The following is a 13,686-nucleotide window of genomic DNA, read 5'->3' as shown; positions in this document are numbered from 1 at the left end:
TAAAGAGCAATTAACCATATTTTATACCGGAAGTTAGGAACCAAATTACAATGAATAATAATTTCACATTTACGACGAAAAGTTTGCGCTTTGACGAGAATTACAATCCGTCTACTAGCACGCGCATTACAACTAACTTTGCTAATTTGGCTCGCGGTGAGAAACGTCAAGAGAACCTGCACAACGCCTTAGTGATGATCGATAATCGTTTTAACTCTCTGGCGAACTGGGATAACCCGAAGTCAGATCGCTATACCGTCGAACTGGACATCATTTCCGTTGAGTTGAAGATTGAAAGTGCAGGCACGTCCTTCCCGGTTATTGAAATTTTGAAAACCAATATCGTTGATAAAAAAACCAACGAGCGCATTGAAGGTATTGTCGGCAATAACTTCTCCTCTTATGTGCGTGATTACGACTTCAGCGTGTTGCTGTCCGAGCACAATAAGGGCAAGAACCAATTCACCATCCCAGAAAACTTTGGTGAATTGCATGGCAATATCTTCAAATGCTTCATTAATTCAGAAGCTTACAAACAGAATTTCAACAAGACACCGGTTATCTGCCTGAGCGTCTCGAGCAAGAATGTCTATAACCGTACTGGCAATGTGCACCCGGTATTGGGCATTGAATATGAGCAAGATGATCAATCTTCTTTGACCGATCTCTATTTCGGCAGAATGGGTTTGCAGGCTCGTTACTTCATGCCTGCCGGTAGCGTCGCGCCTTTGGCCTTCTATTTCGCCGGTGATTTACTCAGCGATTACACCAATCTGGAACTGATTAGCACCATCAGCACCATGGAAACCTTCCAGAAGATTTATCGCCCAGAGATTTACAATGCGAACTCTCCGGCGGGTCGCTGCTATCAGCCAAGTTTGAACCAACAAGATTATTCATTAACTCGCATTGTTTATGATCGTGAAGAACGTAGCCAATTAGCCGTTGAGCAGGGGAAGTTTACTGAAGAAGAATTCATTAAGCCTCACCAAACTATTCTTGAGCAATGGTCTGCTAATTCCGTTCTTTGATTAACCAAAACACAGGGTCATCCATTATGAAAAAGTTATTACCGACTTCAACTGCTGGCAGCTTACCTAAACCTTCTTGGCTGGCACAGCCTGAGCAACTTTGGTCACCTTGGAAATTGCAAGATCAAGAACTCGTCGACGGCAAGCTAGATGCTTTGCGTCTGTGTCTGGAAGATCAACAGCAGGCCGGTATTGATATCGTCAGCGACGGCGAGCAAACGCGTCAGCACTTCGTCACCACCTTTATCGAGCACCTTAACGGCGTTGATTTTGAGAAACGCGAAATCGTCAAAATCCGTGACCGTTATGAAGCCAGCGTACCGACCGTGGTTGGTCCAGTGAGCCGTCAGAAGTCCGTATTTGTTGAAGACGCGAAGTTCTTGCGTAAGCAGACTGACCAGCCAATCAAGTGGGCGCTGCCAGGTCCTATGACCATGATCGACACCCTGTATGACAACCACTACAAAAGTCGCGAAAAACTGGCGTGGGAATTTGCAAAAATCCTCAATGAAGAAGCCAAAGAGTTGGAAGCCGCCGGTGTGGATATCATCCAGTTTGACGAGCCAGCCTTTAACGTGTTCTTCGATGAAGTAAATGATTGGGGTATTGCTACCCTAGAGCGCGCCATCGAAGGCCTGAAATGCGAAACCGCCGTGCACATCTGCTACGGTTACGGCATCAAAGCCAACACCGACTGGAAAAAGACGCTGGGCACCGAGTGGCGACAGTACGAAGAGATTTTCCCGAAACTGCAAAAATCGAATATCGACATCATCTCTCTGGAATGCCACAACTCCCACGTTCCAATGGAGCTGATGGAGCTGATTCGCGGTAAGAAGGTGATGGTGGGTGCCATTGACGTGGCGAGCAGTACCGTTGAGACACCAGAGGAAGTCGCCGCGACCCTGCGCAAAGCGCTGCAATTCGTTGACGCCGACAAACTCTATCCATGCACCAACTGCGGCATGATCCCACTTCCTCGCGGCATCGCGCGCGGCAAGTTGGATGCACTGAGTGCAGGTGCAGAAATCGTGCGTAAAGAGCTGCTGGCTAAATAACTCCGCCAAACACTCTTACATGATGAAAACTCAGCCCGGAATGTGCAATCGAATAGATTGCCTTCTGGGCTGAGTTGTTTTGGGTTCGTGCTATCTTTTCACTGCGTGGGACAATGCTGCTGTGCTAGCGACTCTAATAATTATTGAGTGATCAAATAGCGATATAAGGCTTTTTCAAGGTCCTGCTTCATGCTGACAAACAGTAAGATCTCAATCGTCTCACCATCGAAATCGTAGATTAGACGGTAGTCACTCTCGATATCTAGCCTTTCCCGTAATAACAACCCTTTGTCTGCAAGAAGGCCGTTGTAGCGATATCGCACAGGATCCTCAGCTACTGCGGCAAGAGAGCTGTCAAACATTGCGTCTACATATTGCGCCGCATCCTTGGCACCCATCGTTAAACTTTTGAGAGATTCGATTTCAAGCAGACAGTTTAGGGCTGCCGGAGTAACAACGACGTTAAACATCCTTTTACCTTCTATTTACGCGCGTCACGCAGCTTCTGACGTGCTTCTTCAGCAGTCATAGCCCGGCCTTGGCGAACTTCTTGTTTTGCCAGCATAGAAAATTTAAGCAGTGCATTCGCCTGACGCTCAAGGGCTTGAGCTTGAATGTCTGCCTCACGTTCAGCTGCTGTCTGAATGAACAATTCGGAGACGCCATTTTTGGTGATGTATACCCCGCCAGTAAAGAGTTCTGGAGAACCCAGACCTTCTCGGGCGGCACGCTGTGACATGGTGTTAGACATAACTTCCTCACTTTTCAAAGAGTTTGGGAAACTCTTAGCTCAATGTCTATCAGTATAGCACTCGCTCCCGACTGTGGACAAATTGATGAGATATTTTACCCACTACTATTTTGATCAAACCCTTATATCCCAACTGAACAATACTCCCTTAAAAGTCGACCTAAAGAATCCCCATAAATTGCCGATAACATCTTCAGGCTTGGGTCCAAGCCGTGAGCAATTTTTGTTTTGAAAAGGAGAATAGAATGGATGTATCGCAGATTGCTTCAGTCGCGACCGGGCTGGATAACCTGGATCTCGGCAGTAAGGTGAATACCCTGCTGCTGAAAAAAACGCTGGATAATCAAGCATCAACGGCTGCCAGCCTGCTCGACGCTATTCCACAACTGCCTGCAAATCCTGCCATCGGGCGCAACATTAATATCACTGTCTGAGTCGATCGTTTTTGAGTGGTAGGGGAAGGGAAGTCACAAATCACCATTCCCCCGCCGCTTCTGCCCCAATAACCCGCCCATTCAATGCTCTCATAGGCTGATAAACTACATCACTGAATTCAAAAGCAAGAAGCGGAGTGCTATTTTAATCGGCTAGAATATATTCTAGCTGGGCGTTAGGGGTTCATGACGCAGTGGTAATAATTAAATCTTATAAAAATATGCAAAAGTATCTAAAGGGGCCTAAAACATGCGTGTTGCAGATTATCTACGATTACTCCTACTTGCCGCAATTTGGGGGGCCAGCTTTATTTTCATGAGAATTGCCTCACCGCAGTTTGGCGCGATTAATACTGCATTTTTACGGGTGTTTTTCGGATTTGTTGGCCTTGGCGTGATTCTTTTAATGCTGAGGTCCTCATTCAATTTTGAGAATAAATTCAAATTATCATTATTTCTCGGGGTTATTAATTCAGGATTACCCTTCTTAATGTATTGTTTTGCCGCCCAGTGGTTGCCCGCCGGTTATTCGGCAATATTCAATGCCACGACGCCACTCATGGGAGCCATTATAGGCTTTGCTTTTTTCAGTGAGAAATTGAGTGCCAGAAAGTGGGGTGGGGTGATATTAGGATTGTTAGGAATAATCGTCATCACCACTATTGGAGATATAAATTCAGCCAGCGGTATGTTGTACGGCATTCTGGCCTGCTTAGTGGCAACCAGCTGTTATGGCGTGGCGGGCTTCCTGACCCGTCGGTGGATATCCAACCGCGGCGGGCTTGATCCTAAAACGGTCGCCTTTGGTAGCCAAATGGGCGCGACACTGTTTCTTCTGCCTTTCTTTGGCTGGTCGATGGGCACTGGCCCGGCAGTCAACTGGGGGCAAATTGACGTGTGGGCTAGCGTTCTTGCCGTCGGCCTTGTCTGCACTGCCTTGGCCTATATTCTCTATTTCCGGCTAATTGCCGACATCGGCCCATTACGCTCACTGACAGTCACCTTCCTGATCCCACCCTTTGGCGTGCTCTGGGGATACCTCGCGCTGGGTGAGACCATCACTAAAGGTTTCATCATCGGCGCCATCATTGTCGGCATCGCCGTGTGGATGATAGTTAGCCCGGGGAAACAGGCAGTTTCGGTAAAAAGCGCGGCGGTGAAGTAACCAGGCCAGCCATCTTAGGTGGCTGCACAATAACAACACCTTTTAATTAATATGGGTTAGAAGGTGTTAAACCTCTTTCTTCTATTATTAGTAGAATCCGTTATTTTTATAGTTATATATTCCATGTGGAGTTAAAGCCTTTTTTGGGAAAATATCGTCAAGGAAGCGACTTTTATTTGTTATTTTCTCGATAATGATTATTATCGGCAGCAAGCCAAAATGAAACGCCGTAATAATATCATAAATTATAAGGATAAATGGCTAACTCAGGATTGAGAATACTTATAGAAGCCACTATTTTACATCATTTTTACCCAGCCTTATTGATTCTTCGGTGATGGGTAAGGCAGCAATTGATGAGCATATTTTAACAATCAGTACGGAATAAAATTAAAATGCTCAAACCTTTTAAAGTGCAGGGAATTATTAGGAACGTTATTTTACCGGGGATTGTCCTCAGTGCCACTTTGCAGGCTAACGCAGCGGAAACTGTTAAAGACAATAATCTATCAAACATCGGGGAAGCTCAGGCAGCGCCTTCTGGCAAAAAGAAACCCGCAGCTCGCAGAACTCAGGCGCCGTTGCAGAACAATGAAGACGTGATGACCATCACCGAGACGCTGCCTGATAAGAAACCGGGCTCGAAAACCTCGATTTCTGCGGCAGATATGCAGAAAAACGGCGGAAACGATTTCGGCACGATTATGCGCTATCAGCCATTAATTTCTGCCACCGGCTCCAGCGGCGGTTCTGGAAATGGCAAAAGCGGCTTCGACCGCAGCGGCTATACCGGCTACAACATTCGCGGGCTGGAAAGCAACCGCGTCGGCATTGACGTCGATGGCATTCCGCAACCCAACGCCACCGGGCGCAGCTATGTCAGCCGCGCCGGACTAGGCACCTTCGGCATCGGCCGTGACTATATTGACCCTTACATGTACGGCCAGGTGGATATTCAATCCGGTGCGACCTCGGCCGAGCGCGCCAACACCTCTATCGGCGGCGAGGTTTCCTTCTTGCCGAAATCTGCCGATGATTACCTGCATCCCGGAAAAGAGACCTACTTTGGTTATCAGTCAGATTATGATTCTGCCGATCGCTCATGGCACAACGGTATCACCGCCGCCGCCGGAGACGACACCTTACGCGGCCTGATAGCTATCAGCCGTCGCGATGGTCAGGAAACCAGCAATAACAGCGGCACTCGTGACGCCTATCCTGAGAACTGGCACTCTGATGCGGTCATGTCATCCGTAATCTGGCAGCCCACCGATGCGCACAAGTTCACCGGCACGCTCGATTACTACGAGAAGGTAAACCACACTCATTACGACGCGTGGGACGGTTCTGGTGACACCATTTTGGGCACCGCCCAGCAGCAAAGTAATACCCGCCGCTGGGGGATAAGCCTGAAGGATGAGTGGACGCCGTTCAACGATTACGTCGATGCCGTGGTGTCGAAAGTCTATTACCAGTACACCCAGGCGCACGATAATACCTACCTGCCTAACTCCAGCGATCAGATGATCAACGTCTATTCCAACTATGACGTTGAAACCTACGGCGCTGAAACCAGCTGGCTGAAAACGGTAGGGCGCCACGAGCTGAGCGCCGGGCTGAATGGCCGGGTGTCCAATACCAAGCGCCCGTTCCGCCAAAGTCCGACGCAGGACATTTTCAACACCCTGATGCAGCCCGAGGCTGACAGCCGGGCCTATATTCTGGGCGGCTTCGTGCAGGACACTATGAAGTTTGACCTCGACGGTCATAACTTTAGCATTGTCCCCGCAGTGCGCATTGCTCATCAGAACACCGAAGCGCGAGACTTGTCGGACTTGGCCAACGGCGTGGTGTCAACCGGGCAGGTTTCCACTTTATACAGTAAGGCGAACTCGGACACTCAGGCTCTGCCCTCACTGGCCTTTACCTACGACATCACGCCTAAGCTGATGACTTACCTGCAATATCAGCGCGGAGCACAGTTCCCCGACGCCAGCCAATTGTACGGCTCCTGGAACCTTGGCTCTTCCTACGCCGGATCTGCCCAATATGCCTTGATTGGGAATACCAACCTAAAAACCGAGACCAGCAATAACTTTGAGTGGGGAATGAAGGGCGAGCTGAGTGAAGGGGTGACCTTTAAAACCTCGGCGTTCTACAACACTTACAAGAACTTCATCGCCAATACGCGCTACACCCGCAAAGCGAATCCGGGCATGTTTGCGGACGTGCCATCCAATATTTACACCATTTATCAGGCCGAAAACCGCGATGACGCCTTCATCTATGGCGCAGACCTAACCACGAAAATCAGCTACGGCTCGTGGTTTAGCGCGGTAAATGGACTGAGCACCAGCTTCGCGCTGGGTTACGCGCAGGGCGAATCCAAGTCCAGCTATGCCGGGGATAAATACGTCGATCTCGATAGCGTCCCACCAATGAAACTGGTAGCGGGCGTGGCGTGGGATGATCCATCAGGCATTTACGGTACCGCGCTGATCGCGACGTTCGTCAAAGGTAAGAAAGCCGAGGCCACTAATCGCCAAAGTTATAGCAATAGCGGGGCACCAATCACTGACTCCACCACGGATTACATGAACGTGCCGGGCTTCGGCATGCTTGATGCCACGGCCTACTGGCAGGTCGCCAAAAACGTCAAACTCAGCGGCGGCGTGTATAACATCACCGACCGTAAATACTGGGATTATCTCAGCAGCCGCACCCTGACCGACACCAGCAATCAGGATACTTACAACAAGGCACTGGCCGTCATGCCGGGCCGCAATTTCCAGTTGGGCGTGAATGTTGATTTCTAACGGTTGATGAGTCGCTAAAGGAGAAGTCATGGTGTTACTCGACTTGTTTGGGTAACACCTTTTATAAATCTTAGCCTCTAAGCACAATGTAAAATTAAAAAATCGGGCTGTTTAAAAAAGCCAAATGCTATTTTTAATTACTAAAGTCAGTGAGGTTAAAAAATAGCTTATCGCGGAAATAAATTGTAGGAAATTTAAAAATGCTGGCGTGATCGGCTTCGGATATTATGCGCGGATAACGATAAAATGCAGTTCTTGTGAGTTAGTCTCCACCTATGAAATGGTTCTCAAAAAGCGCAGTATTGTTCTCGCTTAAAACCTGTTTTGCCGCGTTTCTTGCTCTATACATCGCACTGGCTCTTAATTTAGATAAGCCCGCCTGGTCAGTTGCCTCGGTTTTTATTGCTTCTCAATTATATTCTGCTTCTACGCTCTCAAAATCCGTGTTCCGCATGCTCGGAACCCTGCTGGGAGGGCTGTTTATTCTGCTGATTTACCCCATCACGGTCCAGAACCCGCTGCTGTTCAGCCTGTGTGTTTCTGCCTGGGTCGCCCTCTGTTTGTATCTCTCGCTGCACGACCGTACCCCGAAAAGCTATGTCTTTATGCTGGCCGGTTATAGTGCCGCGATTATGGGATTCCCTGACGTGACTTCCCCTCTGGCCATCACCTATACGGTGTTATCACGCATTGAGGAAATTGGTGTTGCGATTGTCTGTAGCAGCCTGATTCACAGCCTGATTTTGCCGGTTTCGATGAGCAATATTCTGGAAAAAAGCATCACCAATTGGTACGACAGTGCCAAGAAGCTGTGTAACGCGCTGCTCACCGCGCCGACGCCGGAGAAGTCGCCGGATCACGAAAATATTCTGATCCAGATGGCCGGTTATCCCGCCAATGTCGAAGTTCTGATCACCCACTGCATCTTTGAAGGTAATGCGGCGAGAAAGCTAATTCGCCTGGTGACGGTGCAATATCAGCATCTGTCTTATCTGGTGCCCACGCTGACATCCATTGAGCTGCGCCTGACTATGTTGGCGAAGCGTCAGATTGCTTTCCCGGAAAACGTGCAAAACACTTTTCGTCACTTTTTACTCTGGCTGAATAACAGCGACGCCGTCGAAAACACCCATACCATTCAACAAAATATCGCCCAGACACAGGCTGAGTTGCAGCAGGCTCACCAAGCTAAGGCGATGAACGTGGAAGAGAGTTTGCTGCTGAACGGCTTACTCGACAGGCTAGGGGATTTTGTCAGAGTGGCCGATGCGCACTTTAGCGTGGGTAAGCGCGTCGATAACTTTGATGAAAGCAAGGCCAGACGCTCCACGGCCCACTGGCATATCGATAAAGGGATGCTGCTGCTCTCGTCATTTACCGCGTTTTTGGTGACTTTCCTCTGCTGCTTGTTCTGGATTGGCTCTGGCTGGAAGGACGGGGCAACCGCGCCGATGATGGCGGCAATACTCTGCTCTTTCTTCGCGGCGATGGACAACCCGGTAGCCCCGATGAAGGTATTTTTGACCGGCGTGGTGGTCGCTACGGCGATCAGCATCTTTTATGTCTCAACGCTCATCCCGCTCACCACCACCTTTGAAGCTCTGCTGATTTGCCTATTCCCCGGCCTATTTGCGCTCGGCGTGCTCATCGCCAATCCTGTCACCAACTTACTCGGCTTAATTATTGCCACCCAAATTCCGGGCTTAATCAGCCTGAGCCATTACTATAAACCCGATCTGCTGGCGACGTTAAACGGCGCAGTTTCAAGTCTGGTCGGCGTGGTGATTGGCGTGGTGGTGACAGCAATTATTCGCAGTAAACGGCCCTCATGGACGGCGAAACGTGCATTGCTCAAGGGGATAAAAGAGCTGATTCACTTTCTGGCGGAGATCAAACTGCAACGCGCCTCTCCTCACTCACGCCAACAGTTTGTGGCGAGAATGCTCGATAAAGTGAATGTGATTTTGCCGAGAAAAAAGAGTGACGTAACGGATGAATTAGCCGCAGGCGGGGACTTGATCACCGAAGTGTGGCTTGGCGCGAACTATTACGATTTCCATATGAAGAATCAGGAATTATTGGCCGATCACATCAACGCCACTGACCGCATATTCTATGAATTAAAACATTACCTGAAAGCACGCCTAAAATCGTTCCATGCTTCGCCGCACCCGAAATTGCTCCGCGAAATAGACCTCTTGCTGATAAAGCTTGAGACGCTCTCCAGCAAAGACGCCCGCTACTACGCCCCCATGCTGTCACTGTTTAACATCCGGCTGGTACTGTTCTCGCGCTCGCACTGGCCGAGCTTGAATCGGGTGGAGACGGATATGTAGTGGGGCGGCGATCATGACTTGTTTGTCAGAGCGACATCACCTGTTTTCGTTAGATAAATAGCACCCCAGTTATCACAAGACAGCAGTTTTTCTCGCCACCACAGGGCGGCGAGACCATTCGCACTATCATTCCAGCCCAAATACGCCGTATCAAAGTTTGATTTGTTCTCGACTTTCTTCGTCACAAGTTTGCCGGAGGCAAGATAAGGCGCAGCCAGATAATCTGGCAAATATCCACAGGCCAGCCCGGCAAGCTGAACCTGTAATTTACTGCGGAAATCAAACACCGTTAGCGTGTCCTGATCTTCCAGAACGTGCAAGTTCTGCGGCAGATTGATTCTCGACGTATCACGCACGACGACGGCACGGTGTGGCCGAATAACATCGGCTGAAAGGGGTTCTTCCGCCTGCGCTAACGGATGGTGTGGCGCGATGCAGAAGCGATAATGCAGGGACCCCATTGGGCTAAAGGAGAAACCCGAGTGGGTTAATGGCAGCGCGACGGCACCAATCACGATATCCGCGCAGCCCTGAACCAGTGACTCCCAGCTTCCGGCCAACACCTCATGGCTGAACCGTAGGCGGGTAAGATGATGGTCTTGGTAAAACTCTTCGATAAGCGGCAGGAGAAGCTCGAAGGGAAATAACGCATCCAAACCTAACGTCAGCTCACTTTCCCAGCCTTTTTCCACATAGTGAGCCTGCTGCTCAAGGGATTGCGCTGCTCGTAACAGCTTGCGACCTTTCTCCAGCATCAGTCGGCCCGTGGCGGTAAATTTTGCCCGGTGCCCGCTGCGGTCGAGCAGGACCACATTCAAATCATTTTCCAGTTTTTGCACCATGTAACTGAGTGCGGGCGGCGTTTTATAAAGCTCTGCGGCCGCCGCTGCAAACGAGCCCTGGCGGTCTAATGCATCAAGAATAATCAGCACTTCAAGGTTAATTTTCATTTAGATTCTCGATGCAAAGAAAATATTTAACAACTACCCAAAAAAACCATTCTATCTTTGAAAATAATCACTCGCTATTATTCATGCAAATAATTTCATTATGAAACTGTATGGTATAGCAACTAAATTATTTCTGTCATATACCTGATTATTAAATATTTTTTACAAGAGTGATTTTCAACTCAGGATCCCCGCTGGGTAAAAATTACGGGCTATTCGACGTTTCGATGCTACTACTCTTCGAGGAAAATCATGCCCCATCATCAGCGTGCCACACTCGCGATAACGCATTCTATCAACGAGAAAGATCGGGTCGAATATGAGAAGTGGTTAAAAACCATCATACCGCTGGCTGCGAGTTTCCCCGGGCATCTAGGGGTCAATGTTATTCGACCAACGCACAACGATGAGCCATACACCATACTGGTTAGGTTCGAAACGGTGAAAGATCTTCTTTACTGGTGCAGTTCAGCGGAGCGTAAAAGCTTGATCGCCGAAGTCGCTCCGCTTCTACTAAAAAGCGACCTGACCGAGATTTATCCCGGCGCTGAGTTTTGGTTTACCCCCGTAAACGACACCCGGCGTTCTCCGCCACGCTGGAAACAGTATCTAATGACTCTGCTGGTTATTTATCCGTCAACAAATCTGGTGCCTTGGTTCTGGGGGATATTCCTCCCGCAGCTGAAAGGCTCCAACATCGGGCATCTGCTCAATGATGCCACCGTGGTCGCTTTGGTGGTGTTCCTGTGGATGCCACTCATTACTCGTTTATTTCACCGTTGGCTTGCTCGCTAGTCCTCTCATCCTCAGGAGTCCATCCTATGTCTAATACTCATACCGCTTCTCTGATTTTTATTAATGGTCAATTTCATACGGTAGACAGTGATAAGCCCTTAGCACAGGCAGTTGCTATTAAGGACGGTAAGTTTCTGGCAGTGGGTAGCGAAAGTGAAGTCATGACCTTTGCCGACCCGCAAACGACAGTCATTGATTTACAAGGTCATAGCGCCATTCCGGGCCTGAATGACTCGCATCTGCACCTCATCCGTGGCGGACTTAACTATAATCTTGAGCTACGCTGGGAAGGCGTCCCCTCACTGGCCGACGCACTGCATATGCTGAAGGAGCAGGCCCAGCGTACGCCGAACCCGCAGTGGGTTCGGGTGGTGGGCGGCTGGACTGAATTTCAATTTGCCGAACGCCGTATGCCGACGCTGGATGAGATTAATCAGGCCGCCCCGGATACGCCGGTGTTTATCCTCCATCTCTACGACCGCGCACTACTCAACCGCGCCGCGCTCAAAGTGGTCGGGTACACCAAAGACACCCCAAATCCGCCGGGCGGGGAGATCCAGCGTGACAGCAAAGGTAATCCGACCGGCATGCTGATAGCTAAGCCTAATGCCATGATCCTCTACGCGACGCTCGCCAAAGGCCCTAAGCTGCCCCTTGAATTGCAGGTGAATTCAACGCGCCAGTTTATGCGGGAGCTAAACCGTCTTGGCGTCACCAGCGCGATTGATGCTGGGGGTGGTTTCCAGAATTACCCCGAGGATTATCAAATTATTGACCAACTGCATCAGACAAAGCAGCTCACTGTGCGCATCGCCTACAACCTGTTTACTCAGCGTCCAAAGCAGGAAATTGATGATTTCACACTGTGGACTGACATGCTCAAACCGGGGCAGGGCACGGATTTCTATCGCCATAACGGCGCCGGTGAAATGTTGGTATTTTCTGCTGCGGACTTCGAAGATTTCCTGCAACCGCGCCCGGACCTGCCGCCGGGCACCGAAGCCGAGCTTGAGCGCGTGGTGCGCCACCTTGTCGAGCATCGCTGGCCGTTCCGCCTGCATGCGACCTATGACGAATCTATCAGTCGCATGCTCGACGTCTTTGAGAAGGTTAATCAGGATATTCCCTTCAACGGGCTACACTGGTTCTTCGACCATGCAGAAACTATTACCGAGAAAAACATTGAGCGCGTTAAAGCCTTGGGGGGCGGCATTGCAGTCCAACACCGCATGGCGTTTCAGGGCGAGTATTTCGCCGAGCGCTATGGCCTTGAAGCCACCAAGCATACCCCACCAGTCAGTAAAATGCTGGCGGCTGAACTCCCCGTTGGCCTTGGCACCGACGCGACGCGCGTGGCCAGTTACAACCCATGGACCGCGCTCTACTGGCTGGTTTCCGGCCGCACCGTCGGCGGCATGAAAATGTATGACGACAGCAGCCGTCTCGATCGTGAAACCGCGCTGATGCTGTGGACCAAGGGTAGCTCATGGTTCTCCAGCGAACAGGGGAAAAAAGGGCAAATCAAGGTAGGTCAGCTGGCCGACATGGCGGTGCTTTCCGAAGATTTCTTCAGCGTCGCCGAAGAGCGTATCAAGGGGATCGAATCAGTGATGACGGTCGTGGATGGCAAAGTGGTTTACGCCGCAGGCAGCTTCTCGCAGATGTCTCCACCCGCGCTACCGGTTTTACCTGACTGGTCACCGGTAACTCGGGTACCCGGCCATTATCGTTCAGCACCGCCGGAGTCCATCAGAGTGGGCATGAGCCAACAAGTGCACCAGTGCAGCGGTCCCTGTGGTATTCACCTGCACTCACACGACACGGCGCGACGTTCCGATGTCCCGGTCTCAGACGACCATGCCTTCTGGGGCGCGCTCGGCTGTTCGTGCTTCTCTTTCTAAACTGTTATTCAGACACGGGAGGCATAGACTTATGCCGTTATTAAAATTTGATCTGATCAAAGGCCGCGATGAGCTGGCAGTGAAAAAACTGCTGGATGTCACCCATCGGGTGCTGGTAGCCGCATTGGATATTCCGCTACGGGACCGCTATCAGTGTGTGACTCAGCACAGTCTCGGAGAGCTTATTGTGCAGGATACCGGTCTCGGCTACGCGCGTAGCCACCAGATTGTCTTGCTGACCGTTATTTCCAGGCCACGGGATAGCCAAAAAAAGCAGCAGTTCTATCGCCAACTCGCGCGAAGCCTTCACGAAGAGTGCGGGTTATCGGAAGATGATCTAATGGTATCTTTTATCGAAAACAGCGATGCAGACTGGTCATTTGGCAGAGGCAATGCTGAATTTCTTAGCGGCGCGCTAGGCTGATGAGCATGACGCGCTTCAGGTTGAC

Annotated in this window: 12 protein-coding genes; 9 read left to right on the top strand and 3 right to left on the bottom strand. The window is 50.1% G+C overall.

What is annotated here, in order from left to right:
• Window positions 1-50: 50 nt before the first annotated feature.
• Together ACT3RT_RS18640 and ACT3RT_RS18635 are read left to right on the top strand one after the other, a co-directional pair.
• A complete protein-coding gene (locus ACT3RT_RS18640; protein WP_353504143.1) occupies window positions 51-1,031 on the top strand; it encodes a DUF1852 domain-containing protein in 981 nt (326 codons plus the stop codon).
• Between the two features lie 26 nt (window positions 1,032-1,057).
• Complete coding sequence (locus tag ACT3RT_RS18635) at window positions 1,058-2,089, top strand: methionine synthase (RefSeq protein ID WP_353504142.1); 1,032 nt, start codon at window positions 1,058-1,060, stop codon at window positions 2,087-2,089.
• 140 nt (window positions 2,090-2,229) lie between these two features.
• On the opposite strand, the gene ACT3RT_RS18630 is transcribed toward ACT3RT_RS18635, so the two are convergent.
• Window positions 2,230-2,559, bottom strand: coding sequence for a type II toxin-antitoxin system RelE/ParE family toxin (locus ACT3RT_RS18630; RefSeq protein ID WP_496203543.1), 330 nt, complete (start codon window positions 2,557-2,559; stop codon window positions 2,230-2,232).
• 11 nt (window positions 2,560-2,570) lie between these two features.
• A complete protein-coding gene (locus ACT3RT_RS18625) occupies window positions 2,571-2,840 on the bottom strand; it encodes a hypothetical protein (protein WP_353504140.1) in 270 nt (89 codons plus the stop codon).
• 245 nt (window positions 2,841-3,085) lie between these two features.
• On the opposite strand from ACT3RT_RS18625, the gene ACT3RT_RS18620 reads away from it, so the two are divergent.
• The 4 genes from ACT3RT_RS18620 to ACT3RT_RS18605 all read left to right on the top strand — a co-directional run bounded on the left by ACT3RT_RS18620 (window position 3,086) and on the right by ACT3RT_RS18605 (window position 9,591).
• Window positions 3,086-3,274: a YjfB family protein gene (locus ACT3RT_RS18620; RefSeq protein ID WP_496203542.1), complete on the top strand. Its 189-nt coding sequence runs from the start codon at window positions 3,086-3,088 to the stop codon at window positions 3,272-3,274.
• 250 nt (window positions 3,275-3,524) lie between these two features.
• Window positions 3,525-4,439: a DMT family transporter gene (locus tag ACT3RT_RS18615; protein ID WP_496203541.1), complete on the top strand. Its 915-nt coding sequence runs from the start codon at window positions 3,525-3,527 to the stop codon at window positions 4,437-4,439.
• Window positions 4,440-4,834: 395 nt separating this feature from the next.
• Window positions 4,835-7,255: a TonB-dependent receptor domain-containing protein gene (locus tag ACT3RT_RS18610; protein WP_496203540.1), complete on the top strand. Its 2,421-nt coding sequence runs from the start codon at window positions 4,835-4,837 to the stop codon at window positions 7,253-7,255.
• Between the two features lie 275 nt (window positions 7,256-7,530).
• The gene (locus ACT3RT_RS18605; RefSeq protein WP_353504136.1) at window positions 7,531-9,591 is read left to right on the top strand and encodes an FUSC family protein; all 2,061 of its coding nucleotides are present in this window, start codon (window positions 7,531-7,533) and stop codon (window positions 9,589-9,591) included.
• An 11-nt stretch (window positions 9,592-9,602) separates the two neighbouring features.
• Here ACT3RT_RS18605 and ACT3RT_RS18600 read toward each other — a convergent pair whose 3' ends face one another.
• The gene (locus ACT3RT_RS18600) at window positions 9,603-10,541 is read right to left on the bottom strand and encodes a LysR substrate-binding domain-containing protein (protein WP_485903317.1); all 939 of its coding nucleotides are present in this window, start codon (window positions 10,539-10,541) and stop codon (window positions 9,603-9,605) included.
• A 252-nt stretch (window positions 10,542-10,793) separates the two neighbouring features.
• On the opposite strand from ACT3RT_RS18600, the gene ACT3RT_RS18595 reads away from it, so the two are divergent.
• Genes ACT3RT_RS18595 through ACT3RT_RS18585 form a run of 3 tightly spaced genes read left to right on the top strand, consistent with a single transcriptional unit; the run spans window position 10,794 to window position 13,661 of the window.
• On the top strand, window positions 10,794-11,336 hold the full coding sequence (locus ACT3RT_RS18595; RefSeq protein WP_496200715.1) for an antibiotic biosynthesis monooxygenase: 543 nt from the start codon (window positions 10,794-10,796) through the stop codon (window positions 11,334-11,336).
• Window positions 11,337-11,362: 26 nt separating this feature from the next.
• Window positions 11,363-13,237: an amidohydrolase gene (locus ACT3RT_RS18590; RefSeq protein WP_485903315.1), complete on the top strand. Its 1,875-nt coding sequence runs from the start codon at window positions 11,363-11,365 to the stop codon at window positions 13,235-13,237.
• A gap of 31 nt (window positions 13,238-13,268) precedes the next feature.
• A complete protein-coding gene (locus ACT3RT_RS18585; protein WP_496203539.1) occupies window positions 13,269-13,661 on the top strand; it encodes a tautomerase family protein in 393 nt (130 codons plus the stop codon).
• The last annotated feature ends 25 nt before the right edge of the window (window positions 13,662-13,686 follow it).

The organism is Ewingella sp. AOP9-I1-14 (genome assembly GCF_052375995.1).
GTDB lineage: Bacteria > Pseudomonadota > Gammaproteobacteria > Enterobacterales > Enterobacteriaceae > Ewingella > Ewingella allii.
Note: the sequence above shows the minus strand (reverse complement) of the source record. Positions and strands in the feature narration are given on the sequence as shown.

Bases quoted from the DNA above. Each gene is read 5' to 3' on its own strand.
- ACT3RT_RS18635 (WP_353504142.1), top strand. From the start codon at position 1,058: ATGAAAAAGTTATTACCGACTTCAACTGCTGGCAGCTTACCTAAACCT.
- ACT3RT_RS18590 (WP_485903315.1), top strand. From the start codon at position 11,363: ATGTCTAATACTCATACCGCTTCTCTGATTTTTATTAATGGTCAATTT.
- ACT3RT_RS18595 (WP_496200715.1), top strand. From the start codon at position 10,794: ATGCCCCATCATCAGCGTGCCACACTCGCGATAACGCATTCTATCAAC.
- ACT3RT_RS18615 (WP_496203541.1), top strand. From the start codon at position 3,525: ATGCGTGTTGCAGATTATCTACGATTACTCCTACTTGCCGCAATTTGG.
- ACT3RT_RS18640 (WP_353504143.1), top strand. From the start codon at position 51: ATGAATAATAATTTCACATTTACGACGAAAAGTTTGCGCTTTGACGAG.
- ACT3RT_RS18605 (WP_353504136.1), top strand. From the start codon at position 7,531: ATGAAATGGTTCTCAAAAAGCGCAGTATTGTTCTCGCTTAAAACCTGT.
- ACT3RT_RS18625 (WP_353504140.1), bottom strand. From the start codon at position 2,840: ATGTCTAACACCATGTCACAGCGTGCCGCCCGAGAAGGTCTGGGTTCT.
- ACT3RT_RS18630 (WP_496203543.1), bottom strand. From the start codon at position 2,559: ATGTTTAACGTCGTTGTTACTCCGGCAGCCCTAAACTGTCTGCTTGAA.
- ACT3RT_RS18620 (WP_496203542.1), top strand. From the start codon at position 3,086: ATGGATGTATCGCAGATTGCTTCAGTCGCGACCGGGCTGGATAACCTG.
- ACT3RT_RS18585 (WP_496203539.1), top strand. From the start codon at position 13,269: ATGCCGTTATTAAAATTTGATCTGATCAAAGGCCGCGATGAGCTGGCA.
- ACT3RT_RS18600 (WP_485903317.1), bottom strand. From the start codon at position 10,541: ATGAAAATTAACCTTGAAGTGCTGATTATTCTTGATGCATTAGACCGC.
- ACT3RT_RS18610 (WP_496203540.1), top strand. From the start codon at position 4,835: ATGCTCAAACCTTTTAAAGTGCAGGGAATTATTAGGAACGTTATTTTA.